The following is a 25602-nucleotide window of genomic DNA, read 5'->3' on the forward strand; positions in this document are numbered from 1 at the left end:
ATTCATTTATTTGCTTATCTAACGGCCAGTACAATTAGACCAGGCACCACAAAGAACGACCCTAACACATAGCCTAATGCAGCTGATTTATTCTTTGTACCAATTTCGGCTAGCTTTTCGGCTAACTTAAGCGGAATTTCACGTAGTACAGGAATTCCGTAAATTAGTGCAACCGCAAATACATTAAACATAACGTGTACTAAAGCAATCGTTAGCGCCACTTCAGCCATAGGCCCTGTGATTGATGTGGCGGCTAATAAAGCGGTAATGGTTGTACCAATATTAGCGCCTAGCGTAAATGGATAGATTTGACGTGTAGTAAACACACCACTTCCCGCAAGTGGGATCATTAAACTCGTGGTAGTTGATGACGACTGAACCATAACTGTTACCGCCGCACCTGATGTTATACCTGCGATAGGCCCGCGCCCAATTGCACCATGCAGTATATCTTTTGCAGTGCCAACCAATGCTTTTTTAAGTAGTTTACCTAATGTAGTTACGGCAAATAAAATCAAACAAATACCTGCTATAACCATCGCTGCACCTAGCATTTTTGTGTCTAGGAAGCTAAATGCATCTTTTATTACACCCACAGCAGGTTTAACAAGTGGTTTAATAAAGTTGTAGCTCTTTAATGATAAGTCAGCATCACCAATAAATAGATGCGACAAAGCAGCTGACATTTTTTGCAGCAAACCAAACATTATCTCAAGCGGTAAAAATATAATAACGGCAAATAAATTAAAGAAATCATGAACCGTTGATGCTGCAAACGCACGTTGAAACTCTTCTTTAGAGCGAATATGACCAATAGACACTAAGGTGTTAGTAATAGTAGTACCAATATTTGCACCCATCACCATTGGAATAGCAATACTTAACGGTAAACCGCCAGCAACAAGGCCCACTATTACTGAGGTAACCGTTGATGACGATTGCACTAAAGCCGTTGCCAAAGCACCTAATAATAATGCAATAAACGGGTTGGTTGCGAATGCAAAAATTTCTTTTGCTCCCTCAGTACCGCCCGACGCTAATTTAAAACCACCACTGACAGTGCCAACGGCTACCAGGACTAAATAAACTAAAAAGGCGATAGCAGCCCAGTTAAGCGTTTTTATTAATAGCGTATTGCGCTTTGATTCACTCATGTTTAAATCTCAGTTTTTGTCTTACCGATTATGGCATTTTGATGACGTTTTTGTTTCAGAGCGCATTAGAACACCTAAATATTACAGAAATATTTCAATTCGATTAACGTGCTTGAGTGAGTAAAGAGATTAATACAAAGAAACAACTCATGCGCACAGCGCTATTAAAAACAGATAGCAAAGTTACTTTATTATCAGCCACTTAAAAAAGTTACTTTTAACTTAGCATTTCACAGTGATTTACAAATGCCTACAAAACACATTAATAACGGCAATTAAATTATTAATTACCGTTATTGTAATGAGAAAAAACAATGAAGACTTTTAAAAAACTTAAGTAGTTTGGATTAAGAGTAACCCCTAAAACCACATAAAAAATCACCATTAGAGGGAAATTCAATTGAGTTTAATTAACCTAAATTGTTTTTTACCTCGCTGTATTAACCAAAAACGTTGATGCAATGCCAAATTTAACTGACTATGATCAGCCGAAATTGTTTCACCATTAATTTTTACTGCGTTTGCAGCTATCAGTTCTCTTGCGGCACGCTTAGAGTTTGCTAAACCACTGAGAACCAATAGCGCGGAGGTGGTTATATTAATTTCAGTAAGGGTTATTACTGGTAAGCCATCTTGTTCTAATTGTGCTAAATCATTTAAATTTAAGGTTTGTACTTGTCCATTAAATAACAACTCAGTGATACGCTGCGCACTTGCCAAGCCTTCTTCAGCATGAATAAAACGGGTTAATTGCTCAGCTAAAATGCGCTGTGCTTGAGGTTTTTGGCCGCTTATCTTATCGTTTGCTTCTATGGCCTCAATTTCTTTAACTGATAAAAAGGTATAAAAACGCAAAAAGTTATACACATCAGCATCTTCACAATTTAACCAAAACTGATAAAAGCGATACGGCGAGGTTTTTTTAGGGTCGAGCCAAATAGCACCGCCCTCAGTTTTTCCAAATTTTGTACCATCTGACTTAGTAATAAGTGGCAGTGTTAAACCAAACACTGTTTGCTGGTTTAAACGGCGGGTTAAATCAATTCCACTGACAATATTACCCCACTGATCGTTACCGCCTATCTGCAAAGTACAATTTAACTCACTATTGAGCTTAGCAAAGTCATACGACTGCAATAAGGAGTAACTAAATTCAGTAAACGACAACCCTTGCTCTGGACGTTGCAAACGTTGTTTTACTGACTCACGGTTGATCATGGTATTAATTGAAAAGTGTTTACCTACATCACGAAAAAAGTCTAATACATCAATACAGCTAAACCAGTCAGCGTTATTTTTTATCTGCAGTGGCTTGTTTAAATGCGGACCAAGTACACTTTCAACTTGGTTTGCAAGCGCTGTCACCCATTGTGACACCGTTTGTTTGGTATTTAGGCTACGCTCAGTGGCTTTAAAGCTCGGGTCACCAATCAACCCAGTAGCCCCCCCAATTAATGCCACACCTTGATGCCCTGCATCCATAAAACGCTTTAGCATTATTAATGGTACTAAGTGCCCTATGTGTAAGCTACCTGCGGTAGGATCGAAGCCACAGTAAACCACCTGTGGAGTTTTAAGCTTATGGGTTAATTGCTCAATATTACTCACTTGAGAGACTAAACCACGCTGCATAATGTCGCTAAGTAAATGTGCTGTCATCGTATTTCTCAAAATTATCTATAAGAAAAATACTAATTAAACTCAGCGATGTGCACTATATCCCTAAAGGGACATAAACGCGCTTTATTTTGTCAGCATTAAATGGTTTAAAAACAGTCGAAAAAATTCACTCAGTGAAGCAACGTTTAACTGTGCATATATACGTTTACGATGGTTTTTAACTGTACCTAGGGCAATCCCAAGCTGAGAAGCAATATCTGCGGAGTCGCAACCTTGCACAATTAAACAAGCAACCTGATGCTCTCGTTGAGTGAGTTGTTGGTTAGCAAATGACGTGAGGGCATTTTCTATAAGCTGCCCAGTAACTGAACTATTAAATTGATTTAATAGTAATTTTTGGCTACCCCAATGTTGGCTACACAGTGCTTTTATTAAATTAAAATGTGCTATTAATTGCTGCTTTTGCAACGCACTAAAGCGCTGGTTATTGGATAATAAACCAAGGTAAATAACAATCGAGCGACCGTTACCTATATTAGTACAAATACTTAGCTCATCAGTCCAGTCAGTGTGAGTATAAAACTGCTGTTGATATGCCTTAAAGGTCAGTTCATCTTGATAACGAGCTATATCAGCGAGCCGAAATACTCCTTCCTCAGCTTTACTAACCAGTTCAGTATAAAAAGGGTCGTTTACAAACGAGTTAGTAAGGTAGCGCTGAAATAAAAGTTCACGCTGTTTCTCGATAGAATCGAATAAATAAATGGGATGCTTATTTACTCTGCAAGCCAATACAACCGCACAATCAAACTCAACAATAAGGGCAATGTAATTAACCAGCTTTTGCGCAAAACTGGTCCCCTTTATAGCTTGTACACATTGCGCTAACGCATCTTGCTGAGTTAATTGCTGCTGCGAGTCCGACTGCATTATGATGCCATTTTACACTGAGTATTACTGATACAAGTTTGCTTGCTTAATACTGGCAAAATCATTAAAACGCACGCCGTGTTGGCGCATCACTTCAAGGATTTTTTTACTGATCATTTGTCGTAAATAAAACGGCTGATTCGGCACAAAATGATGAATAGTATGAGTATGCCCAAAGTTAAAGCAAAATAAATTAAATGGCATAAACAAACGGCTGGTGATGACGTGAGTTTGTTCAAGCATATTATTAACACCGCCGTAATAATGCATACTTGAAGTAACAAAATTAAGTGAGCTCGAACGCACAATATTAGGCACAATCAGCACCACCATTAGAAATTCAAACACATTCATTGCATCAAGCAGCAATACAGGTGAATTAGCAGCCAGTGGAGTGAACAAATTAACTAAGTGAAACACAATTACGCTATATAAAATGGCGAAATACGCAGTAGTAATGGGAAAACCTGCATTAAACACTTTAAAGAAGCTAAACCCATTAATTTCTTTACTAAAACGTTTTGCATTAATTAATAAACCGAGTAATCCATCAACAATTACCAAGGCACGTAAAAACGGATTTTTAATACCATTACCTACCAAACGCTCTTCTAAATCTTGCTCAGTACCCGACGTTTTGTGATGATGTAAATGCATCTTGCGACGGTACCATGGGCTTATGGTATTAGGACGCATCAGCCACACGGTTAACATCATAAAATTATGCAAAAATGGTTGGTTGCTAAAGTACTGTTTGTGGATTAAGTCATGCTCAAGCTCATGGGAAATTGAGGTAGCAATGGCCGCTAAAATAATGCATAGCCAAGCGGGAATAATAGCAAAATAATACAGCGTGCCAATTCCGATTAATGCACTCAAAGAAAGTAATAAAATAGCCATTCCTAAGGTATTTTGATGCATTAATAGCGGGTGTTTTTTACGCAGTAATGCTTCTTCAGCCTTAATCGCTTTTACAATGGCTTGAATGTTCTGTTTTGCGGTTAGTTGAGTCATGATGTTTTATTCGCAACAAGAGGTTGAGGTATATAATACCCGAGTCAAAACACATTGCATAACTTAGCACACCCGTATCAATGAAAAATACGATTAAAGTCAGGCCTGTGTTTACTATATAACCTTAGTTCTGGATAAGAGACCTATCTCAAGCAGAGCTTAAGGTTAGGTAAACCCAAAACGTTTACAGGCCAAGTTTAGATCAAAACCTACTGCTTATAAAAGTAGCAATGTTGGACACATTTTTTGTAATTAAAATCCGGCAACTCAAATCTTAGGCATAAAAAAACCCCTGCTAAATCTAGCAGGGGCTATAAAAAGTGGTACCAGCGGCCGGACTTTTACTTATAACAGCGGCACCTCACGTGCCGCTCGAGTCCGGCAACTCAAATCTTAGGCATAAAAAAACCCCAACCAATTTGGTCGGGGCTATAAAAAGTGGTACCAGCGGCCGGACTTGAACCGGCACGCCTTGCGGCAGGGGATTTTGAATCCCCCATGTATACCAATTTCATCACGCTGGCATCATTTTTCTTTAACCTTCTAAACACGAGAAGATAAAGAAAAACCACTTAAGAGTGAAAGATTATGTACCCTCTTCCATCTCATTGCCTAGCATTATACAAACAATGAGCAAAGCGGCAAGCGTTTTATGTCTTAAGCGTGATCGACCGCTTAACATTTAGGCAACCATTAACATTTGAGCCAATACCGAGTTAAGCACGTAGCGTAATAGGTAGTATTTAACGGCTTATTTGCTAAACTATCGCGCACATTAACAGTGAGAGTATATTTATGTCGGCTGAGTTTCCACGAGCAGGGTTTTGGCGTCGTTTTGCGTCATTGGTGTACGACACATTAGCTATTATCGCTTTTGCGATGCTAACGGTGGTATTGTATTTATTTGCTATCCAAGGGCTTATTTCCCTTGATTTTATTGCCCTTAATGGCGCTGAAGATGTCTCTGCACGTATTCAGGATTCACTATTACTTTCTGGTATTCGCAGCTCGCTGCTGGTGCTTGTTGGCTTGGTATTTTTTGGTTATTTTTGGACTAAAAGTGGGCAAACAATTGGTATGCGAGCATGGCGCTTAAAAGTACAAACCAACCAAGGAAGTTTAATTAGCTGGCCACAAGCTATTATCCGCAGTATCAGCGCATTACTTGGTTTAGGGAATTTAGTGGTATTAGTGGATTTTAAAAATAAAAAAGCACTGCAAGATTACTTATCAAAAACCGAAGTAGTTACGCTCACCAAAGAAGAAAATAAACGCGTGTATCGCGAACTAGATTAATACTTAATCTAGTGAATTGGTATAAGCTAAAGCATAAAAAAACGCGGCACTTTTAAAAAAGGCCGCGTTTTTTATTTAAGCTTTAAGTCTAGCTACACCCGCTTATTCATCAAATAAGCTGCAAACCCAGTAAATAAAATGCTCGGTAGAACGGCGCCTACAATGGCTGGGATTTGATATACCATTACCACAGGGCCAAATATCTCATTAGTTAAGTGAAACACTATCCCCGTTACCACTCCCATGATAATTCGTGCCCCCATAGTTACGGTTCGCAACGGACCAAATATAAACGATAAGGCAACCAACAACATCACAGCAATAGACACTGGCTGCATTAATTTACGCCATAGTGCTAAATCATAGGTACTTGTATCTTGCTCATTTTGCTGTAAATAAGCTAAATATGACCACAATCCTGAAAATGACAGTGACTCTGGTTTTACTGAAACCACGCCAAGTTTTTCACCGGTCAGCTGAGATGAGTAAAACTCTTCAGTAACTTGCTCCGTGGTAATTAGCTCTTCACTGATCAATACTTTGTTCACATCGCGCAGTAGCCAGCCATTATCACGCCCTACTGCTTCTTTTGCTTTAGTAATTTGTGTAAGTTGCAACGACTTATCAAAGTGGTACATATTTACGCCGCGCAGCATGCCATTTTGGTCAACATCTTCAATATTAATAAAGTTACTGCCATCTTTAGCCCACACGCCTTTTTGTGCATTAAATACATCCCCGCCATGAATAGCTTGGTTACGCATTTCTTTGGCGTGCAGCTGAGCAGCGGGCGCCCCCCACTCACCTAGCGCCATTACGCACAGCGCCATAAAAATTGCGGTTTTCATTACCGAGCCAATGATTTGTAAACGCGACATACCCGCGGCTTGCATTACTACCAACTCACTATTAGAAGCTAAAGCGCCTAACCCAGTTAAGCCACCAATAAGTGCTGCCATTGGGAAAAACACCACTAAATCGCCGGGCATACTATAAATGGTATATAGCAAGGCGGTCATAATATCGTAACTACCTCGGCCAACCGATTTAAGTTGCTCTATAAATTTTATTAAAGTACTGATCCCCACCAACACCATTAGTGCAAATCCAGTCGTTTGCATAATGCTACGGCCTAAATACCAATCAAGCGTTTTCATCATATGTGTTGCTCCCGTTTAGTCACGACAGCCTTCAGCCAAACACCTAATGGGCGGCCTTTAATAATTAATAAACTACCTATAAATAATGCACTTAGGTGAATCCACCATAGGCCAATAGAGGGCGGAATTTTCCCATCTTCTACCGCAAACTTAGCCGCGTTGAGTAAAATGAAATACCCTAAATATAAGCTCAAAGCGGGCACTAATTTAGCAAATTTACCTTGGCGTGGATTAACAACGCTCAGGGGTACTGCTAGTAAAGTTAATAATGGAATAGATAACGGAATAGCTAAACGCCATTGCCACTGTGCAATTGCTTCTGGAGTGTTAATAGACATTAACTCACGAGTTGGCACGGCTTCTAACTTACGACGTTGATGTTCTATTTCTTGCTCGCGAATTTGTACGCTGTAACCATCAAACTCAGTCAAGTTAAGTGAAGGCGCTTCGCCGTCAGTTTCATAGCGCTTACCATCAGTGAGCACTAACTGCTGTTCACCATTTTGCGCTTCAATAACAACGCCCTGCTCTGCATAAACTAAACGTGCTAGGTCACTTTTTTCACTATCGGGTAGTTGTGCCACAAAAACTTTGTTGAGCTCTTTGCCGCCATTTTCAATATTATGAATAAACACCACGGCTTTTTCGTTACCGGTTTGTTGAAAACGTCCAGCTCGAAGTGCAGATAAACCAGCATCAGCCTTGGCTTGCTCTTTAAGTTGATATTCTTGTTCGCTTGCCCACGGTGCAATATACAAAGTAAGTACCGCGGCCAACAACGCTAAAATGACACTTGAAATTAGCGTAATACGCACTACATACCACTCACTCACGCCACAGGCTTTAAGTACTGTCATTTCACTGTCGGCGTAAATCCGGCTGTAAGCTAAAATAATTCCTAAAAATAAGCTCAGAGGCAAAATTAACGATGCCAACTGCGGCAATTTAAGCGCAATCATGGCAAACACAAGCTTTGCTGGGATACTACCTTCTGAGGCATCACCAAGAATGACAACAAACTTTTGCGACAAAAATATGGTCATTAAAGTTAAAAATACGGCGACCTGCGATTTTAAAACCTCAGTGGTCAAATAACGGAAAATTAGCAACATTCGCCCCTGTTAAACATGGAATTTCAATTTAGTAATAAAAAACAATGAGTGAACTAGTTAATTCACTCATTTTAAATGAGTATTAAGCACATATTATAAGCCATCAATATTAATTATCCTACCTAACATCACGATATAATGTTGCATTAGTAACCCTTAAGCATATAAAGTTCAAATACACAGTAAGAGTCGAGTAAAATCTACTAATATTAGCGCTAGACCTAAAAATTTAGGTAAAAAGACTAGAAAACACATTTTTAGTCCCAACTTAGCTTCTATAGATGACTCAAAATCAGGAGTGACAATGGAATTCAACGTAAAAAGTGGTAGCCCAGAAAAACAACGCAGTGCATGTATTGTTGTTGGCGTATACGAACCACGCAGGTTATCCCCCATTGGTGAACAACTTGATAAAATCAGCGATGGTTATATCTCAAATTTATTACGCCGTGGCGACTTAGAAGGTAAGCCAGGGCAAGTATTACTATTACACCATGTACCTAATATTTTAAGCGAACGTATTCTACTCGTTGGCTGCGGTAAAGAACGCGAACTAGACGATAAACAATATAAACAAATTATTTCAAAAACTATCAACACCTTAAATGAAACAGGCTCGATGGAAGCAGTGTGCTTTTTAACTGAGCAACACGTTAAAGGCCGTGATACCTATTGGAAAGTGCGTCAAGCGGTAGAAACAACCCAAGACTGTTTATACACCTTCAATCAGCTAAAAAGTAAGAAAGTAGACCCACGTCGTCCACTGCGTAAAATGGTATTTAACGTTCCTACGCGCCGGGAACTGACTATAGGTGAAAGTGCCATTGAGCATGGCCTAGCGATTGCTGCTGGTAGCAAATTGTGCAAAGACGTTGCTAATATGCCGCCTAATATTTGTAATCCAGCGTATCTCGGCGAGCAAGCCAAAGAACTTGAGACTAATTTTGACAACATCACTGTTGAGCTGATTGGCGAAGATAAAATGGCAGAACTAGGTATGAACTCATACCTAGCAGTTGGTCGTGGTAGTGATAACGAATCGGTTATGTCGGTAATTAACTACAAAGGCGCAGGCGATGACCAAGCGCCTATCGTATTAGTTGGTAAAGGCTTAACCTTTGACTCAGGCGGTATTTCATTAAAACCAGGCGAAGGCATGGATGAAATGAAATACGACATGGGCGGTGCTGCTGGTGTTATTGGTGCCATGCGCTCGCTTGCACAAATGCAGCTACCTATAAATGTAATTGGCGTTTTAGCCGGTTGTGAAAACATGCCAAGCTCAAACGCCTATCGCCCAGGTGATATTTTAACCACTATGTCTGGGCAAACGGTTGAAGTACTTAATACTGATGCCGAAGGCCGTTTAGTGTTATGTGACGCGCTAACCTATGTTGAGCGTTTTGAACCAGAAACCGTGATTGATGTGGCAACATTAACCGGTGCATGTATTGTTGCTTTAGGTGCCCATGCTACGGGTTTATTAGCAAACCATAATCCACTGGCGCATGATTTATTAAAAGCGTCGGAGCAAAGTGGCGATCGTGCATGGCAACTGCCATTATGGGATGATTATCAAGATCAACTAGAAAGCCCATTTGCCGACTTTACTAACTTAGGTGGCCGAGCTGCAGGTACTATTACTGCGGCCTGTTTCTTATCTAAATTTACTAAAAAGTATAACTGGGCACATTTAGATATTGCCGGTACGGCATGGCGCAGCGGCGCTAAAAAAGGTGCAACGGGGCGCCCTGTACCTATGCTAACTCAGTATTTATTAAACCGAGCAGGCATTAACGAAGCAACCCAAGACTAACAAACCTGTAAAAGGCTTCACAGCCCAATATAGAGTATAAAATAAGGCGCTTTTAAAGCGCCTTATTTATTGGGTATTAATTGAAGCAAACCCCGTTATATGGCAAAATCCCCTTCTTAATTTGTGTGTATTTAATAACAGCACAATCAATGTCATGGGAAATCCCGATACAATGAACATGAATGCCCAGTTTTTCATTTTAAAGCAACAAGATGAGTCATTAGCTAAAGCCGATGATCACTTTGCTTTAGCAGCTCAAATAGCTGGGCAACAGTATCGGCTTGGTCAACGCGTATTTATTTTTGTAGACAGCGAAGCAACCGCCAACAGCATTGACGAAACTATTTGGACATTTGATGCCGACAGTTTTGTGCCCCATAATTTACAAGGTGAAGGCCCAAAAGGCGGCGCACCTGTAGAAATTGGCACAACACCACCTGTTGGTAATCGTAAAGTATTAATTAACTTGGCCAATCACTTACCGGATTTTATTCGTCGGTTTAACCAAGTTTTTGATTTTGTACCCGTAGAGCCCATAGCCAAACAAGCCGCTCGTGAGCGCTTTAAAAAGCTACGTCAACTCGGTGCCAATATCACCACGCAAGATATTAATCGCTAACGCTCACTGCGTACAAAGCTAACTAACTCATTTAAGTACTTATTTAAGGTTCTGTGTAATGGATAAAACCTACAATCCGCAAGATATTGAACAGTCTCTATATCAAGACTGGGAACAAAAAGGCTACTTTAAGCCATCTGGCCAAGGCACCCCATATTCAATTATGATCCCGCCGCCAAATGTCACGGGTAGCTTACACATGGGCCACGCTTTCCAAGATACCATCATGGATACCTTAACGCGCTTTAAACGTATGCAAGGTAACAATACATTATGGCAAGTAGGTACTGACCACGCAGGTATTGCCACGCAAATGCTTGTAGAGCGAAAGCTTGCGGCAGAAGAAGGGAAAACACGCCACGATTTAGGCCGTGAAGCTTTCATCGATAAAATTTGGGAATGGAAAAACGAGTCTGGTGGCACAATCACTAAACAACTTCGCCGCTTAGGTGCTTCTGTTGATTGGGATCGTGAACGTTTTACTATGGACGATGGCCTATCAGAAGCTGTTAAAGAAGTATTTGTACGCCTTCATAAAGAAAACCTAATTTACCGTGGTAAACGCCTAGTAAACTGGGATCCAAAATTACACACTGCGATTTCTGATCTTGAAGTTGAAAACAAAGACAAACAAGGCCACATGTGGAACTTACGTTACCCACTAGCTGATGGCGTAAAAACGCAAGACGGTAAAGACTACATTGTTGTAGCCACTACGCGCCCAGAAACTATGCTGGGTGACTCTGGTGTGGCAGTAAACCCAGATGACGAGCGCTACCAAGACCTAATAGGTAAAGAGATTTTACTACCAATCGTTAATCGTCGTATTAAAATTGTTGCCGATGAACATGCCGATAAAGACAAAGGTACGGGCTGTGTAAAAATAACCCCTGCGCACGACTTTAACGATAACGAAGTTGGTAAGCGCCACAAGATGCCGATGATTAATATCTTCGACAAAGACGCGGCTATTTTAACCCAGGGTGAAACATACACCTTTGATGGTAAAGAACTTGAATTTGATGCGCCAATTCCTGAGCGCTTACATGGCCTGGACCGTTTTGACGCACGTAAAGCGATTATTGCTGAATTTGAAGAGCTAGGCCTACTTGAAAAAATTGAAGACCATGGCCTAACTGTTCCTTACGGTGATCGCTCTGGTGTTGTTATTGAACCACTACTTACTGACCAATGGTATGTACGTGTTGCACCACTTGCTGAACCTGCAAAAGACGCAGTTAAAAACGGCGACATTCAGTTTGTACCTAAGCAATACGAAAACATGTACTTTTCGTGGATGAACGACGTACAAGATTGGTGTATTTCACGCCAGCTTTGGTGGGGTCACCGTATTCCAGCTTGGTACGACAGCGAAGGCAACGTATACGTTGGTCGTGATGAAGCAGAAGTACGCCGCGATAACAATATTGCAGATAGCGTAGCGCTTAGCCAAGACGAAGACGTTCTTGATACGTGGTTCTCATCAGCACTGTGGACCTTCTCAACCCAAGGTTGGCCAGAAAATACCGATGACTTAAAAACCTTCCACCCATCTGACGTGTTGGTAACCGGTTTTGATATCATTTTCTTCTGGGTTGCACGTATGATCATGATGACGCTGCACTTTATAAAGGATGAAAACGGCAAACCACAAGTTCCTTTTAAAACCGTGTATGTAACTGGCTTAATACGTGACGATAACGGCGATAAAATGTCGAAGTCTAAAGGTAACGTACTTGACCCACTTGATATGATTGACGGCATTGGCCTTGAAGACTTAGTACAAAAACGTACTGGTAATATGATGCAGCCAAAACTTGCCGCTAAAATTGAAAAAGATACCCGCAAAGTATTTGCAAACGGTATTGAAGCACACGGTACCGACGCACTGCGCTTTACCTTAGCAGCGATGGCTTCAACTGGTCGTGATATTAACTGGGATATGAACCGCCTTGAAGGTTACCGTAACTTCTGTAACAAATTATGGAACGCAAGCCGTTACGTATTAATGAACACAGAAGAGCAAGACTGTGGCTTTAACGATAGCGAAAAACAGTACTCGTTAGCTGATCGCTGGATTCTAGGTCAATATGAAGCCACGGTTAAAACCTACACTGAGCACCTTGATAACTACCGTTTTGATTTAGCGGCGAACACGCTGTATGAATTCACCTGGAACCAGTTCTGTGATTGGTACTTAGAACTAACTAAGCCGGTACTATTTAAAGGCAATGAAGCTCAGCAACGTGGTACACGTCATACACTTATTACCGTACTTGAAAGCTTACTGCGTTTAATGCACCCAATGATGCCTTACATTACAGAGACAATTTGGCAGCGTGTAGCACCACTTGCAGGGCTTGAAACAACAGGCACTAGCATTATGGTTCAAGGCTTCCCTGTTTATAACCAAGCCAATGTTGATTCACAAGCAATGGATGACTTAGAGTGGGTTAAGCAATTCATTTTAGCGATTCGTAATATTCGTGGTGAAATGGATATCAGCCCAAGCAAGCCGTTATCAGTGTTACTAGCCAATGCATCGAGCGACGATGTGCGCCGTATTAACGAAAATGAATCGTTTTTAGCGTCACTCGCTAAGCTTGAAGCATTTACTCTGCTTGAAAACAAAGACGATGCTCCTGCGTGTGCAACCTCTTATGTTGGCAACCTTGAAATTATGATCCCAATGGCGGGGTTAATTGATGTCGAAGCTGAGCTTGCACGTATTAACAAGCAACTTGAAAAAGCTGAGAAAGGCCTAGCGCAAGTGCAAAACAAACTGGCTAACGAAAAATTTGTTAACAATGCACCTGAAGCGGTACTCGCTAAAGAAAATGCTAAGCTAGCTGAATTTACCGATGCAAAAACTAAGCTACTAGAGCAAAAAGTTAAAATAGAAAGCTTATAATTAAACCAGTACGGATGGCTTACGCCATTCGTAACCAGTTAATTTATAAGTATAAAAAAAGCCGCTTACTGCATTTGCTGTAAGCGGCTTTTTTGTGTCTAGGCTCTAGGCTCTAGGCTCTAGGCTCTAGGCTCTAGGCTCTAGGCAGAATTAGAATGTGTAGTTGTACTGAGCACCTAATAATACTGCATGACCTTTTGATTCAAAAGACCATTGCTGTGGTAGCGTTTCACTTTCTACTTTTTCAGTAAAGTTTTGTGTTTTACCACGTAATACGCTCACACCTAAATCAATGTTTGAGTTTTGATCAATCGCATAGTTACCACCAAACGAGAACCAAAAACGGTCTGTATCAGGGATAGAAATTGATAAATGCTGTTGTGATACTGGTGATTCATCAAACGCAAAACCAGCACGAAGCATTAAATTTTCACTGTACTGGTAATCAGTACCGATTGAGTAACGCATTGCATCAGAGAAATCTTCTGTTTTTTCAAACGCACTGAACTTGCCACCTGTAGGTGCAGTAACTTGTGCTTCTAATGAGTCAAAGCTGCTCCAACCTGTCCATAATACGCTGTAGTGAACGCCTAGCTTTTCATCTAACTGGTGAGAACCTGAGAACTCAGCAATTGCTGGTAGTGTAATTTCAACTGAGCCAGGTAATTCAACTTGACCGTTTAACCCACCAGGAATAAATGAAGGTAGTTCATTCGAGTACTCACCTTCAAAAGTAATATCTGTTTCTGTACGGTAATTAAAACCAAAGCGGCTATTTTCATCTAATTGGTACATTAAACCAACGTTTAAGCCGTAACCCATGTCATCACCTTCAAGGTGAACAGCATCAGCACTTGCAGGAATAGATGCAATAGCAGGGTTTACAGGAGGTACTACGCCAAACTTACGAATAATCTTCGCTTCTGCATAAATTGCATTTAAACCAATACCAAAACTGAACTGCTCAGATACTTTATAAGCAACACTTGCGTTCATGTTTACAGTAACAATTTCAGTTTCACCAGCAATTTGGCCAGCTGCGTAATCATCGTTAAACTCAGTGGCAAGGCCAAAGTTAGAAAATGCACCAAAACCAACCGATACTTTATCGTTTACTGGCATAGTGAAATAACCAGCAGGAATAATCGCGCTAGGTGCGATGCTGTCATCATCTAGTACGCTGTTATCTAAACCGTAGGCATTACCTGTGCCTTTTAGGCTAACATCAGGAATGACAGCCATAGCTGCAACGCTAAGTTGCTTCTCTTTAAACAACGTCATTAACGCTGGGTTACGAGCAACCACAGAGGCATCATCTGCTACAGACGCTTCACCTGCGTATGCACGACCTAAACCAGATACATTTTGCTCAGCAAGTTGAAAAGCCGCTGCAAAGGTATCAGCTGAAACAAATGCCAGCGATGCAGCAATAAGAGTTTTAGTAAATTTCATTGTTGTGTCCTTAGCCAAACTTACTGTTTGGATAGCTATGTGTGTTGTTATTAGAGTTTCAAACCCGCGTACACTACCTTAATTTTTTATAAAAAACCCTACTAAAACGCTAAAAAAGGCCAAAAAACACGTTTTTTAACGACAATTTAACAACTATTTAAAACTCATCGGAGCAGAAGTATGGTATTAGAGTATATACTCTAATGATATTAATTCTCATTTGCATTGACTTAACTTGCGTTGCAATTTACACTGCCAATAAAATCACCAAGGGAGAAAACAGTGATCATTTTACTTATTGTTACAGCGCTTACTTTTTGTGGCTTAAGTGTTTATTTCTTTTATAAAGCAAATTATTGCGCGTGTACGCAGGCAGGTAAATGTGACAACCCAGTTAATCTCTATTGGTTAGCAGCCATTAGCATGGCAATTATTTCTTTGGTTTTTTGCTGCTTAGCGCTGCATGTAGAATTAGGCACATTACTGTGGATGACGTTAATGGGTAATTGCTTTTTAGGTGGGTATATTTCTGCTAAAACAAACAGAAAAAGACGATGCAAAAATACTAAAGCAGTAAATGCTCTTTTAAAAGTCGAGGCAAGTTAATTTTATAATCAGCTGGTTTTACACTTGCTTGTATTTTTATTTCATTATTATTTGAGCTCAAATCAATATCTTTTGCGGTAACATGATGGTTGTGTTTTGCGTTATAAAAAAGCTTAACTTTGGGCTTGATTGGATTTGAATGATTACCTTCTAGCACCAAGGCCAAACGCTCATTGGTTAACTTAACAATAGTACCCACCGGGTGAACACCTAAACACTTAATAAACAGCTGTACTAACTCTGCATCAAATAGCTGTTTATTTGCCAACAAATAACGCAGTGCATTAATAGGCTCATCCCCTTCTTGATGGGGTCTATCTGCGGTGAGCGCATCGTATACGTCAACAATCGCTAAAATCCGAGCAGGACGACTTATCTTGCTGTCATCGACTCCTCGAGGATAACCAGAACCATCAAGGCGCTCATGATGATTTACAATCATATCTAACATTAAAGAGGTGATGCCTTTCCCACCTTTTAATAACCCTAGGCTTTGTGCAACATGCTTTTTTATTGCCGTCATCTCGTTACCCGTAACTTTGCCAGGTTTAGAGAATATTCCTTGAGGTAATTTGGCCTGCCCTAGGTCATGCATTAATGCCCCCATAGCAAGCTCCTGAACAACATCGCGTTTATACCCTAAATACTTAGCGAATACCGCTGTAAAAATGGTGCAGTTGATCATATGACGCCAGTTATAGCTATGCTTATCTTTAATGCGAGTTAAAATGGTCATTGCATGTTCATTACGAAATACTGAGCTGACTATTTCATTACTTATCTCATTAAGCGCATCAGTATTCAGTGACAAACCTGAGGTTAAATCACCAAAAATACTTTGTAATTTTCTGTTGTGGGCATCATAACTAACACTGGCTTTGGCAAACTCTTGTTGCAAGCTGACAACTCGCTTTTTACTAGCGGGCTTGTCTTGATTTGTAGCAGCGGCTTGTGGTTTTTCTTGTACTTTATATTTAGCCGGTACAGCCACATCACTTTTTGTAAAATCAATAAGAAGCTCTAGTACTCCTTCGGTAATTAAACGCTGAATTATAGATTTATCACGTACCAAACCACTGGTTTTAATTTTTATACCATCCACACTCTCCTGCTGCTTGGTCACGCTATTTACGTACATGCCGGGAATAAGCTCTGATATAGGTAAGGTAACTAACATAAATGTGAGGATTTCTATAATTAAGGAATATTTTCTTTTAATAGCATTATTTAGCTATAAAAGTCTAGCTTTTGAGTTTAGGGTAATAATAAATTATTAACACTAAAATCCTGCGACTGTTGATATTAAACTATAACCGCAGCACTGAGTATACGCCTAACGGTGTAAATTAGATTGCTACAAATATTATTATTTAACGGAGAATAAAAATAGGAGTTAATTTAAATAGCTACGATCGTTTTGAAGGGGAGTAAAAAGTAAAACGCAAATGGCGCTCTCGGTAGGGATCGAACCTACAACTCAGCCTCCGGAGGGCCACGTGATATCCATTTCACCACGAGAGCACATTTGTTGCCTCCACATCAACTCGCGATATCAATGCTTTAGCATGCGCAATAATAAAGGCATCTTTGTATAAATACCAGCATGATTCGTTTACATGTCTATAATTTAAGCTAATCACTTAACAAAAGGTAAAAAAAGCGCTATTTATTTATATTCTATAAAAAAACAGTAACGCTTTAGACACATATTATCTATTATTGTCACTGGACGGAAAGATTAAACACGAGGAAGTAATTATGAAGTTAATGTCAACAGAACAAGTTGCTGAGTTTTTAGGAGTTAAAGTCGAGCGAGTTAAACGCTTAACACGAGAAAGCTTACTTATTGCCAAAAGTGAAGATGCTAATGGCGAACCACAGTATGACGCCGATGAAGTAGCTAAATATAAAGAGCTAGCAGCTCGATTTGGTGGTTTGTAGCTAAACTTATAACTACTTGGGGATAAGCTGGGCTATTTATTGAATTAGATAATCCAGCTGCTCACACAATTTTTTAACCTTATCACTGACACCACGCGCAGAATACCAACAAATACAAAGCACTAAGAATACTACTTGATAACACTTTAACTTTTCTATCGAGGGACTAAAATTACACTGCTGAGGTAAATATGAATGATAGGTTTTCAGTAACTCCGCTTTTTGTATTTGTGTTAACTCAAAACTAACTGCTAATGCGGCTAAATCAAAGTAAACATCGTTAGTTTTAGCGTATTCAAAGTCAATTAAGTACATGCCCTCTGTGTTGAGAATAATATTTTCTTTAACTAAATCATTATGGCAAAAACCGTTATCTCTAGGTTGGCTATAAATATAGACTAAAGCTGATTCAACCCCCTGCTGATATTGCTGATAAAGTTCGGTGTCAGAGTAGTAATCAAGCTCGAACTTAATATCCATTGGCTCTGTTACGATATTATGTTGGTGTAAACTGACCAATTTTTTTATTAGTTCAGATGTGTAGTTGTCTTGCGCTATATCACCGTCAATATATTCAAAAATGGCTAACTTTTTTTCTTCATTGAGCCACATTGGTGCAGGACAAACTTTATACTCTGCAAAGCTTGCTTGCGCTGCTAAGCCTATAGATGGCCAGTGTTCCCGATAACTCTTTAATAGGTAAGCTTGCTGCGCTGTATGGACAAGGAAATTATCGTTACTTAAACCACTATACAAACGCTCACTACTGAGAACATTAAGTTGCGGGTCAAAAGCGCTAAATATAGCGCTTATATTGTCAAAGGTCATTGTGGCTCTTATAGCTGTGCTAGAGGCTTAGCTTGCTCTTGCTCGTACTCTTCATACCAGGTTTTAAACCCCCATGCTGCCATTAGCGTGTAGAAGATAAACAACGCAAGTGTTGGGTAATAGCCTTTTTCGTAATACAAGTACATCGAAGCGGCATCTATCACTATCCAATATAACCAATTCTCCAGCACTTTTTTGGCCACTAAATAAGTAGTAACAACAGCAAAACAAGTGGTAAAACTATCTAAATAGGCAAAATCAGCATGGGTATAATTAGTCATTATATAGCCCAAAATTATCGCAACTAAGGACGTTATACTGATAATGCCAATATGTTGACTTACCCGCCATGATGTAATTGCTAATTCCTGTTTACCTGCTCCACTCCTCCTCCATGCTAGCCAGCCATAGACTGCCATATACATATAATAAAAATGCAGCAATGACTCCATTAATAAAGCGCCATTCCAGTACATAATAGTGTAAATTAAGGTACTAAAGAATGCCGCAGGCCAGCACCAAAGGTTTTCTTTGATAGCTAATAAAAGGTAAGTCATAGACAAAGCCACTGCAATATATTCCCAGTGTGACATCGCAGTAAACCCAGCAAGAGTTTGGTTAATAAAGTCCATTATTGGCTCACTAAGCTATTAAGCATTATTCAGGAGAAAGATCACCAGAGAGAAATTTACAAACAAAAATAGCCTTGCCAAACTCTTCGTATGAACGTTTTATTTCAGTACTAAGTACCGACATTACTAAATCATAGTCACCAAAAATTTGCGTCGACAATGTGTTTGTAATCACTTTTAAATCATCATAGGTATTTAACCGGTCAATAAAACCTTTAATAAAGGGAATATAATCTTGATGAAGCGGGTATTTACTGATCTCTACTGATAATTTCATTTCAAACTCAACTTTTTAATTATTTGATTTCAACTAATCATTCAACGCAACTTAAATACAGTGTAAAATTACACTAACACTCGATATAACTGAGCTTATTATGGCACGCAGAATTACCTATACTTTTAAAAATCAACCGCGCGAAATTAACTTCGCAAAAGATAAATACCACGATATGTATCAGGCTATTGCGGCTGCTGAGGGTATCGATTTAACTAATTACTTAAACATGGTACGCCAAATTGAAATGACCTCTAAAGGTTCATCGGCGGTACGCAATTTTCGCGACCAAGAGTTTGCACGTATGGGCTTTAGCGATATTTACTTTATAAAAGAGTAACCATACCCAGTAAGCTAGCATCACGATCATGACAGCAATGTAAACTTACTGCATATCTTTAATAATAAACATTAGCGCTGGTACTCATAACTTACACGCGGTGTGATATTACACAATAACTCGTAAGAAATAGTATCAGCACATTGTGCAATCTCTTCTACTGGTAACTCTGGCCCCCACATAATCACCTTATCACCCACTTCGACGTTGTGCTCGTTATTACCTATATCAAGGGTGATCATATCCATAGCTACACTACCCACAATACCGTAACGATGCCCATTAATAATCACGGGTGTGCCTTCTTTCGCATGACGCGGATAACCATCACCATAGCCCAGTGCAACCACAGCCAACACCGTAGGTTTATCACTTTGCCAGCGGCCGCCATAGCCTACTTGCTCATGTGCCCCCACATTACGCACTGCTATCACTTTAGTGGTTAAGCGCATTACAGGCTTTAATTGGTGATCTTTACCTGTGTGATTAGCCATAGGCGATACACCATAAAGCATTAGCCCGGGCCGGACCCAATCACCATGGCCACTCGGCCACGCTATAATTCCCGCAGAGTTCGATAAACAATGAGCTTGTTGAACCTTTTGAGTTAAATTATCGAACAAAGTTATTTGCTGCACTGTTTTAGTATTTTTTACATCATCGGCACACGCAAAATGGGTCATTAAGTTTATTTTGTTTTGTGCATTTGGGCTGGCTTGTAGGCGCTGATAAAACATATCAAACTGCTCAGGCGCAATACCTAAACGATGCATGCCGGTATTTATTTTTAACCAGCAATTTAAAGGCGCATCTAGCTGCACACTTTCCAGCATTTTTAGCTGTATCTCGTCATGAATAATAGTTTGAAAATTATTCGCCAGTAAAATAGGTAAGTCTTCTTGATGAAAAAAGCCTTCTAGCAACACAATCGGTTTTGTAAGGCCACCTGCACGCAGCGCTAACGCTTCATCTATACGCGCAACCGCAAATGCATCTGCTTCATTTAAGTGTTGCGCAATAGTGACTAAACCATGCCCATAAGCATTCGCTTTAAGTACGGCCATTACTTTACTATTGGGCGCAAAGCGTTTTACCTGTGCTAGGTTATGTTCAAGCGCGGTTAAATTAATTTCAACAGTGGCTAAGCGCATTAGTAATCATCATCTACAGCAGGCCCTGCGTAATTATCAAAGCGAGAGAATTGACCTTGGAAGGTTAGGCGCACTTTACCAATCGGACCGTTACGCTGTTTACCGATAATAATTTCGGCAATGCCTTTTTCAGTACTGTCTTCGTTATAGACTTCATCACGATAAATAAACATGATCAAATCCGCATCTTGCTCAATAGAGCCCGACTCACGTAAATCTGAGTTAATTGGACGTTTATCAGCACGTTGCTCTAGAGTACGGTTAAGCTGCGATAGAGCAACAACCGGACACTGCAACTCTTTTGCTAATGCTTTGAGTGAGCGTGAAATTTCGGCAATTTCTAAGGTACGGTTATCTGACAAGCTAGGTACACGCATTAATTGCAGGTAATCGACCATGATCATACTAATACCACCATGATCACGTGCTATACGACGTGCACGTGAGCGAACATCGGTAGGTGTTAAGCCTGAGGCATCATCAACGTACATTTTGCCTTTTTCCATGAGTAATCCCATGGTTGATGAAAGGCGCGCCCAGTCATCGTCATCTAGCTGACCAGTACGTACTTTAGTTTGGTTAATTCGGCCAAGGGACGCCAGCATCCTCATCATAATTTGTTCAGAGGGCATCTCTAGTGAGTAAATAAGCACTGGCTTGTCTTGAGTCATTGCGGCATGTTCAGCAAGGTTCATCGCAAAAGTGGTTTTACCCATTGATGGACGCGCTGCCACAATAATTAAATCAGATGGCTGCAAGCCTGTAGTCATTTTATCAAGATCAGCATAACCCGTGCTCACACCGGTCACACCATCTTGTGGTGATTGATAAAGCTCTTCTATTTTATCAACGGTTTTTTCAAGTATGTTGTGAATGCTTTGTGGGCCTTCACTACTTTTTGTACGCTGCTCAGCAATTTTAAATACTTTACTTTCAGCAAAATCAAGTAAGTCGTGGCTAGTACGCCCTTCAGGATTAAAGCCCGCTTCGGCTATTTCATTGGCAACACCAATCATTTCACGAACAACGGCGCGCTCGCGAACAATACTTGCGTAAGCGTCAATATTGGCAGCACTTGGGGTGTTTTTTGCTATTTCGGCTAAATACGCAAATCCACCAATACCTGACAGCTGGTTATTTTTTTCTAAACTCTCAGAAATTGTGATTAAGTCAATCGGATCACCAATTTCAGCAAGAGCTGTCATCGCCTCAAAAATAAGCTTATGGGTACGGGTATAAAAATCCTGCGCCACAACAAGTTCAGCTACGCGATCAAATGCTTGGTTATCAAGCATTAAACCACCTAAAACAGATTGTTCAGCTTCTATTGAATGGGGAGGAACTTTAAGAGTGTCGACTTGCTTATCTGGTTTGGCCATAACTTCACAGTACTAAAATTGAATAGCTCTATTCTATCGACTTGGCGGGGCTGTGCAAATAGCAAAGCAGGAAATCTTTTCCTGCTTTTTGTTACTTAAAATAAAATAGCTAATTATTGACGTTTAAGTTCGATAACACCGCTAATAGTATTCATCTCTACGCTAGCATCACTGCCATTAGTATTAAACTTAATTCCACTTGCTGGGCCATATTTGGCTTTTTGTACTTGATCGTTAGTTAACTGGTTGTCAATTTTACCGCCAGCGTGTGCTTCCACCTCAAATTGTGCTGATAAATCAGCAGGGAAATAAAACGCAGCGTTACCACTAACAGATTCAAAACTCACATCAGCATCACTCAGAAGGCGGTTAATTTGTACCTTAACTTCGCCATTAACGGTGCTTATTTGTAACTCTTTAATTGTATCTAAATTAAAGTTAATATCGCCATTTACGTTTTCTAAGCGAATATCATTGGCCGTCGAGTTTGATGTAATATCGCCATTAACCGCACTAAAACGAACTTCACCACTAGATTGCTGATCATCAATCGAACCATTAACAGTTTCAAATTGAACTTTACCATTAAGTGCTTTTGCCTTGATGTCACCATTTACAGTGGTCAGCTTAATATCGCCATTAAGATCGTTTACTGTAATAGCCCCATTAACTACATCAATTTCAGTACCTTTTTGTAACTCTTTGGCCGTTATAGATGCATTAACACCCACAAATTCTAGCGCACTACTTTTTGGCATAAAAATAGTGAGCGTTGAGCCATTGTTGTTATTATCCCAATTAGAAAGTTCAGGCATTTTCACAATAAACTGGGTTTTATTACCCTGTGTTTTAAGTGTGTAGCCTTGTGCCTTATCATCAAGTTCACCGGTTACTTTAAATTGATTTTTATCCCAACCTGTCACTTTAATATCACCACGCTGGTTTTCAATGTGGATCACCCCAGCATTGGGTACCTCAATTTGCTGATCTATTTTTTCACCAGCAAATACGGCCATGGGTAATAAAGCGATCCCTAATATTATTGCTTTCATTTATTTCTCCTAGATGTGTTGCCAACGCGGTGCATGCACCTTGTTAATTAAGTCGAGTTGTTGTTGATAAACTTGCGCTAACATAGACAATAGCGCCTTGTTTTTCGGTTCATTTTCAAGAGTTTGCTTTATTGCTTGCTCTGCATCTTCAAGTTCTTGTAACTGTACTTGCCAATTGTCGGTCAATGCTGCTTGGCTTTGATATTGCACTAGTAAACTTTGTTTTTGTTTAGTAAAAAACTCACTCATTGCCACTGCAGTATTTGCCTCTGGTACTTTAAATAACAATACTGTGCTGACCAAAACCGCGGTAAAACATGCAGCAATGGAGGTGAGCTTTGGCCAATATTGATTAGTATTAATAGTGGGCTGATTATTAGCTATTATTGCGCGCTCAATCCCATTCCACAGTTCTTTTTTTGGTGGAATATTTTTATCTAACTGGGTTAAAGACTCATTTAAGTAGTCATCAAAATTTGTTTTACTCATTTTCATACCACTGCTTTAATAATTGCCTTGCACGATGATATTGCGCCTTACTAGAGCCTACCGCCATACCTAACAGGGTTGCAATTTCCTCATGCCTGTAACCTTCTACTGCATAAAGCACAAATACCATTCTTGCGCGCTCAGGCAGTCTAACAATTAATTTATCTAGCCCATTTAATCCGTTACAGTCATGTGCAGCTTGTTCATCCATTCCGCTTTGCTCAAAGCTAATTACTTTATTAAGCCAATGTTTTTGTCTGCGCACATAACTAATAGCAATATTACTGGCGACACTATAAAGCCAAGTGGAAAACTGCGAACGTCCATCAAATTGTGCTATTTTGTTCCATACTTGCACAAACACTTCTTGGGTAGCATCTTGTGCATACTCCTCATCGGCTATAAGCCTCAGGCATAAGCCATAAACTTTTGCTTTATGCATGTCATAGAGCGCTTTATAAGCTAACTGGTCGCCGTTTTTAACTTGATCAATAAGCATTTGCTGCACTTGATCAGTTATTGGCTGATTAGCGTCCATTAACATCGCAAATTTTTCCTGTTTATAATTATGTAATTGCAATTTAACTTATAAGACGCGCAGAAGAATAGAAAGGTTTAAATGAAATAGAAAATATTTGTAGAAAATGAAGCTTTATTTTAGAAACGTGCTTCATTTTACCCACAACAAACAATTTCTTGCTTTGGGTTATAAATTTTAGACACAAAAAAACCGTGCAAAGCACGGTTTTTTTTTAAACTTAATTCTAAAAATTAAGCTTCAGCAATAACGATTACTTTAATAGTAGCTGTTACGTCTGAGTGTACTGCGATTGCAACGTCAAATTCGCCAGTCTCACGGATAGTACCTAGAGGTAAACGAACTTCTGATTTAGCAACTTCAACACCAACAGCTGAGATAGCGTCAGCGATGTCACGAGTACCGATTGAACCGAATAATTTACCTTCGTCACCAGCTTTAGATACTAATGTAACTTCTGCTAATGCTTCAAGTTTGTCAGCGCGTGCTTGTGCTGCAGTTAACTGTTCAGCGATTTTTGCTTCTAGTTCTGCGCGACGTGCGTCAAACGTTTCAATGTTTGCTTTAGTTGCAGGAACTGCCTTACCTTGTGGGAAAAGGAAGTTACGTGCGAAGCCAGATTTAACTACAACCTGGTCACCTAGGCCACCTAGGTTAGCGATCTTATCTAGTAGAATAACTTGCATGTTTCTACACCTTTTAAAAACGTGTTAATCCGCTGCTTACTTATGTAAGTCAGTGTATGGAAGAAGGGCTAAGTAGCGAGCACGCTTAATAGCAGTTGCTAGCTGGCGCTGGTATTTAGCGCTAGTACCTGTGATACGGCTAGGTACGATTTTGCCACTTTCTGTAACATAGTTTCTAAGAGTAGCTAGATCTTTGTAATCGATTTGTTGTACGCCTTCCGCTTTAAAGCGGCAGAACTTACGACGTCTGAAATAACGTGCCATGAGATTAATTCCTCAAATAATTCTTTCTATATGCTGAGCATGCAAAACCAATTGGCTAAGGCCGTTACGACCTTCGTGGCGATTTAAAAAACCACTCACTTGCAATGCCTGCCCAACGTGCAAATGTTGAGTCTGTTGTTGCATTTGCTTACCACTGGCAACCACCTGAAGCCTAACATAACTATTACGGTTAAGATCTGCTTCAACTTGCATTGATTTATGTTCTACAACAAAAATACAATGCGGTATGCCCGCGGGGCTTTGGCTAAACTTGGGTGTTTTACAAACTACCCCCGATATAACCAGCTGATTCGTATATGGGCTAACCATTATAG

The 25602-nt window shown here is 39.9% G+C and carries 26 protein-coding genes and 2 tRNA genes; 7 read left to right on the forward strand and 21 right to left on the reverse strand.

Annotated features, from left to right (window positions below):
- Positions 1-14 precede the first annotated feature (14 nt).
- The 5 genes from AN392_RS11880 to AN392_RS11900 all read right to left on the reverse strand — a co-directional run bounded on the left by AN392_RS11880 (position 15) and on the right by AN392_RS11900 (position 5242).
- Positions 15-1154: a Na/Pi symporter gene (locus tag AN392_RS11880; RefSeq protein ID WP_008114296.1), complete on the reverse strand. Its 1140-nt coding sequence runs from the start codon at positions 1152-1154 to the stop codon at positions 15-17.
- 396 nt (positions 1155-1550) lie between these two features.
- A complete protein-coding gene (tyrS, locus tag AN392_RS11885; protein ID WP_055012846.1) occupies positions 1551-2813 on the reverse strand; it encodes a tyrosine--tRNA ligase in 1263 nt (420 codons plus the stop codon).
- Between the two features lie 84 nt (positions 2814-2897).
- Entirely contained in the window at positions 2898-3704 is an 807-nt protein-coding gene (locus AN392_RS11890) for a LuxR C-terminal-related transcriptional regulator (protein WP_010390873.1), read from the reverse strand.
- 24 nt (positions 3705-3728) lie between these two features.
- Positions 3729-4718 carry a fatty acid desaturase gene (locus AN392_RS11895; RefSeq protein WP_055012847.1) on the reverse strand — a complete coding sequence of 330 codons (990 nt, stop codon included), beginning with the start codon at positions 4716-4718 and terminating at the stop codon, positions 3729-3731.
- A 439-nt stretch (positions 4719-5157) separates the two neighbouring features.
- A tRNA-Leu gene (locus tag AN392_RS11900) sits at positions 5158-5242 on the reverse strand.
- Between the two features lie 271 nt (positions 5243-5513).
- Here AN392_RS11900 and AN392_RS11905 point away from each other — a divergent pair.
- A complete protein-coding gene (locus tag AN392_RS11905; protein ID WP_055012848.1) occupies positions 5514-6014 on the forward strand; it encodes an RDD family protein in 501 nt (166 codons plus the stop codon).
- A 92-nt stretch (positions 6015-6106) separates the two neighbouring features.
- Here the strand turns inward: AN392_RS11905 and lptG are convergent, their stop codons facing one another.
- Together lptG and lptF are read right to left on the reverse strand one after the other, a co-directional pair.
- The gene (lptG, locus tag AN392_RS11910) at positions 6107-7174 is read right to left on the reverse strand and encodes an LPS export ABC transporter permease LptG (RefSeq protein ID WP_008466816.1); all 1068 of its coding nucleotides are present in this window, start codon (positions 7172-7174) and stop codon (positions 6107-6109) included.
- Positions 7171-8283 carry an LPS export ABC transporter permease LptF gene (gene lptF / locus AN392_RS11915; RefSeq protein ID WP_036933683.1) on the reverse strand — a complete coding sequence of 371 codons (1113 nt, stop codon included), beginning with the start codon at positions 8281-8283 and terminating at the stop codon, positions 7171-7173. The genes lptG and lptF overlap by 4 nt, the downstream gene beginning before the upstream one ends.
- Before the next feature lie 307 nt (positions 8284-8590).
- On the opposite strand from lptF, the gene pepA reads away from it, so the two are divergent.
- The 3 genes from pepA to AN392_RS11930 all read left to right on the forward strand — a co-directional run bounded on the left by pepA (position 8591) and on the right by AN392_RS11930 (position 13632).
- Positions 8591-10102 (forward strand): leucyl aminopeptidase, encoded by a 1512-nt coding sequence (pepA, locus tag AN392_RS11920; RefSeq protein ID WP_055012849.1) that lies wholly within the window; start codon positions 8591-8593, stop codon positions 10100-10102.
- Between the two features lie 172 nt (positions 10103-10274).
- Complete coding sequence (locus tag AN392_RS11925; protein WP_055012850.1) at positions 10275-10721, forward strand: DNA polymerase III subunit chi; 447 nt, start codon at positions 10275-10277, stop codon at positions 10719-10721.
- 58 nt (positions 10722-10779) lie between these two features.
- Positions 10780-13632: a valine--tRNA ligase gene (locus AN392_RS11930; RefSeq protein WP_055012851.1), complete on the forward strand. Its 2853-nt coding sequence runs from the start codon at positions 10780-10782 to the stop codon at positions 13630-13632.
- Between the two features lie 150 nt (positions 13633-13782).
- On the opposite strand, the gene AN392_RS11935 is transcribed toward AN392_RS11930, so the two are convergent.
- Positions 13783-15084 (reverse strand): outer membrane protein transport protein, encoded by a 1302-nt coding sequence (locus AN392_RS11935; protein ID WP_055012852.1) that lies wholly within the window; start codon positions 15082-15084, stop codon positions 13783-13785.
- A 282-nt stretch (positions 15085-15366) separates the two neighbouring features.
- Here AN392_RS11935 and AN392_RS11940 point away from each other — a divergent pair, with 282 nt between their 5' ends.
- Positions 15367-15690, forward strand: a complete 324-nt coding sequence (locus AN392_RS11940) for a hypothetical protein (protein ID WP_054202242.1) — start codon at positions 15367-15369, stop codon at positions 15688-15690.
- On the opposite strand, the gene AN392_RS11945 is transcribed toward AN392_RS11940, so the two are convergent.
- Positions 15650-16867 carry an HD-GYP domain-containing protein gene (locus tag AN392_RS11945; protein ID WP_054202243.1) on the reverse strand — a complete coding sequence of 406 codons (1218 nt, stop codon included), beginning with the start codon at positions 16865-16867 and terminating at the stop codon, positions 15650-15652. The two genes, AN392_RS11940 and AN392_RS11945, sit on opposite strands and share 41 nt — an antisense overlap.
- Positions 16868-17136: 269 nt before the next feature.
- Positions 17137-17211 (reverse strand) — tRNA-Arg (locus AN392_RS11950).
- Positions 17212-17448: 237 nt separating this feature from the next.
- Here AN392_RS11950 and AN392_RS11955 point away from each other — a divergent pair.
- The gene (locus AN392_RS11955; RefSeq protein ID WP_010390860.1) at positions 17449-17631 is read left to right on the forward strand and encodes a hypothetical protein; all 183 of its coding nucleotides are present in this window, start codon (positions 17449-17451) and stop codon (positions 17629-17631) included.
- Between the two features lie 36 nt (positions 17632-17667).
- On the opposite strand, the gene AN392_RS11960 is transcribed toward AN392_RS11955, so the two are convergent.
- The 3 genes from AN392_RS11960 to AN392_RS11970 are packed head-to-tail and all read right to left on the reverse strand — an operon-like array spanning position 17668 to position 19368.
- Complete coding sequence (locus AN392_RS11960) at positions 17668-18459, reverse strand: phosphotransferase (RefSeq protein WP_055012853.1); 792 nt, start codon at positions 18457-18459, stop codon at positions 17668-17670.
- An 8-nt stretch (positions 18460-18467) separates the two neighbouring features.
- Positions 18468-19091, reverse strand: a complete 624-nt coding sequence (gene pnuC, locus AN392_RS11965) for a nicotinamide riboside transporter PnuC (protein WP_055012854.1) — start codon at positions 19089-19091, stop codon at positions 18468-18470.
- A gap of 25 nt (positions 19092-19116) precedes the next feature.
- Positions 19117-19368 (reverse strand): hypothetical protein, encoded by a 252-nt coding sequence (locus tag AN392_RS11970; RefSeq protein WP_010390856.1) that lies wholly within the window; start codon positions 19366-19368, stop codon positions 19117-19119.
- A 100-nt stretch (positions 19369-19468) separates the two neighbouring features.
- Between AN392_RS11970 and AN392_RS11975 the strand changes: the two genes are divergently transcribed.
- On the forward strand, positions 19469-19708 hold the full coding sequence (locus AN392_RS11975; protein ID WP_004588463.1) for a DUF2960 domain-containing protein: 240 nt from the start codon (positions 19469-19471) through the stop codon (positions 19706-19708).
- Positions 19709-19779: 71 nt separating this feature from the next.
- Here the strand turns inward: AN392_RS11975 and alr are convergent, their stop codons facing one another.
- The 8 genes from alr to priB all read right to left on the reverse strand — a co-directional run bounded on the left by alr (position 19780) and on the right by priB (position 25597).
- Positions 19780-20859 (reverse strand): alanine racemase, encoded by a 1080-nt coding sequence (gene alr / locus AN392_RS11980; RefSeq protein ID WP_055012855.1) that lies wholly within the window; start codon positions 20857-20859, stop codon positions 19780-19782.
- On the reverse strand, positions 20859-22238 hold the full coding sequence (gene dnaB / locus AN392_RS11985; RefSeq protein ID WP_010390854.1) for a replicative DNA helicase: 1380 nt from the start codon (positions 22236-22238) through the stop codon (positions 20859-20861). Before dnaB ends, alr begins: the two co-directional genes overlap by 1 nt.
- A 113-nt stretch (positions 22239-22351) precedes the next feature.
- Complete coding sequence (locus AN392_RS11990) at positions 22352-23290, reverse strand: DUF4097 family beta strand repeat-containing protein (protein WP_055012856.1); 939 nt, start codon at positions 23288-23290, stop codon at positions 22352-22354.
- 9 nt (positions 23291-23299) lie between these two features.
- Positions 23300-23785, reverse strand: a complete 486-nt coding sequence (locus AN392_RS11995) for a hypothetical protein (RefSeq protein WP_200908286.1) — start codon at positions 23783-23785, stop codon at positions 23300-23302.
- A complete protein-coding gene (locus tag AN392_RS12000; protein WP_054202246.1) occupies positions 23772-24323 on the reverse strand; it encodes an RNA polymerase sigma factor in 552 nt (183 codons plus the stop codon). Before AN392_RS12000 ends, AN392_RS11995 begins: the two co-directional genes overlap by 14 nt.
- A gap of 227 nt (positions 24324-24550) precedes the next feature.
- Positions 24551-25003 carry a 50S ribosomal protein L9 gene (rplI, locus tag AN392_RS12005; protein WP_008110407.1) on the reverse strand — a complete coding sequence of 151 codons (453 nt, stop codon included), beginning with the start codon at positions 25001-25003 and terminating at the stop codon, positions 24551-24553.
- A 36-nt stretch (positions 25004-25039) separates the two neighbouring features.
- Positions 25040-25267 (reverse strand): 30S ribosomal protein S18, encoded by a 228-nt coding sequence (gene rpsR / locus AN392_RS12010; protein ID WP_002962753.1) that lies wholly within the window; start codon positions 25265-25267, stop codon positions 25040-25042.
- Between the two features lie 12 nt (positions 25268-25279).
- Entirely contained in the window at positions 25280-25597 is a 318-nt protein-coding gene (gene priB, locus AN392_RS12015) for a primosomal replication protein N (RefSeq protein WP_008466122.1), read from the reverse strand.
- Between the last annotated feature and the right edge of the window lie 5 nt (positions 25598-25602).

The sequence above is a fragment of the Pseudoalteromonas sp. P1-16-1b genome, from assembly GCF_001401785.1.
Lineage (GTDB): Bacteria > Pseudomonadota > Gammaproteobacteria > Enterobacterales > Alteromonadaceae > Pseudoalteromonas > Pseudoalteromonas undina.

Bases quoted from the DNA above. Each gene is read 5' to 3' on its own strand.
- AN392_RS11880 (WP_008114296.1), bottom strand. From the start codon at position 1,154: ATGAGTGAATCAAAGCGCAATACGCTATTAATAAAAACGCTTAACTGG.
- tyrS (WP_055012846.1), bottom strand. From the start codon at position 2,813: ATGACAGCACATTTACTTAGCGACATTATGCAGCGTGGTTTAGTCTCT.
- AN392_RS11890 (WP_010390873.1), bottom strand. From the start codon at position 3,704: ATGCAGTCGGACTCGCAGCAGCAATTAACTCAGCAAGATGCGTTAGCG.
- AN392_RS11895 (WP_055012847.1), bottom strand. From the start codon at position 4,718: ATGACTCAACTAACCGCAAAACAGAACATTCAAGCCATTGTAAAAGCG.
- AN392_RS11905 (WP_055012848.1), top strand. From the start codon at position 5,514: ATGTCGGCTGAGTTTCCACGAGCAGGGTTTTGGCGTCGTTTTGCGTCA.
- lptG (WP_008466816.1), bottom strand. From the start codon at position 7,174: ATGATGAAAACGCTTGATTGGTATTTAGGCCGTAGCATTATGCAAACG.
- pepA (WP_055012849.1), top strand. From the start codon at position 8,591: ATGGAATTCAACGTAAAAAGTGGTAGCCCAGAAAAACAACGCAGTGCA.
- AN392_RS11925 (WP_055012850.1), top strand. From the start codon at position 10,275: ATGAACATGAATGCCCAGTTTTTCATTTTAAAGCAACAAGATGAGTCA.
- AN392_RS11930 (WP_055012851.1), top strand. From the start codon at position 10,780: ATGGATAAAACCTACAATCCGCAAGATATTGAACAGTCTCTATATCAA.
- AN392_RS11935 (WP_055012852.1), bottom strand. From the start codon at position 15,084: ATGAAATTTACTAAAACTCTTATTGCTGCATCGCTGGCATTTGTTTCA.
- AN392_RS11945 (WP_054202243.1), bottom strand. From the start codon at position 16,867: ATGTTAGTTACCTTACCTATATCAGAGCTTATTCCCGGCATGTACGTA.
- AN392_RS11955 (WP_010390860.1), top strand. From the start codon at position 17,449: ATGAAGTTAATGTCAACAGAACAAGTTGCTGAGTTTTTAGGAGTTAAA.
- AN392_RS11960 (WP_055012853.1), bottom strand. From the start codon at position 18,459: ATGACCTTTGACAATATAAGCGCTATATTTAGCGCTTTTGACCCGCAA.
- pnuC (WP_055012854.1), bottom strand. From the start codon at position 19,091: ATGGACTTTATTAACCAAACTCTTGCTGGGTTTACTGCGATGTCACAC.
- AN392_RS11970 (WP_010390856.1), bottom strand. From the start codon at position 19,368: ATGAAATTATCAGTAGAGATCAGTAAATACCCGCTTCATCAAGATTAT.
- AN392_RS11975 (WP_004588463.1), top strand. From the start codon at position 19,469: ATGGCACGCAGAATTACCTATACTTTTAAAAATCAACCGCGCGAAATT.
- alr (WP_055012855.1), bottom strand. From the start codon at position 20,859: ATGCGCTTAGCCACTGTTGAAATTAATTTAACCGCGCTTGAACATAAC.
- dnaB (WP_010390854.1), bottom strand. From the start codon at position 22,238: ATGGCCAAACCAGATAAGCAAGTCGACACTCTTAAAGTTCCTCCCCAT.
- AN392_RS11990 (WP_055012856.1), bottom strand. From the start codon at position 23,290: ATGAAAGCAATAATATTAGGGATCGCTTTATTACCCATGGCCGTATTT.
- AN392_RS11995 (WP_200908286.1), bottom strand. From the start codon at position 23,785: ATGAAAATGAGTAAAACAAATTTTGATGACTACTTAAATGAGTCTTTA.
- AN392_RS12000 (WP_054202246.1), bottom strand. From the start codon at position 24,323: ATGTTAATGGACGCTAATCAGCCAATAACTGATCAAGTGCAGCAAATG.
- rplI (WP_008110407.1), bottom strand. From the start codon at position 25,003: ATGCAAGTTATTCTACTAGATAAGATCGCTAACCTAGGTGGCCTAGGT.
- rpsR (WP_002962753.1), bottom strand. From the start codon at position 25,267: ATGGCACGTTATTTCAGACGTCGTAAGTTCTGCCGCTTTAAAGCGGAA.
- priB (WP_008466122.1), bottom strand. From the start codon at position 25,597: ATGGTTAGCCCATATACGAATCAGCTGGTTATATCGGGGGTAGTTTGT.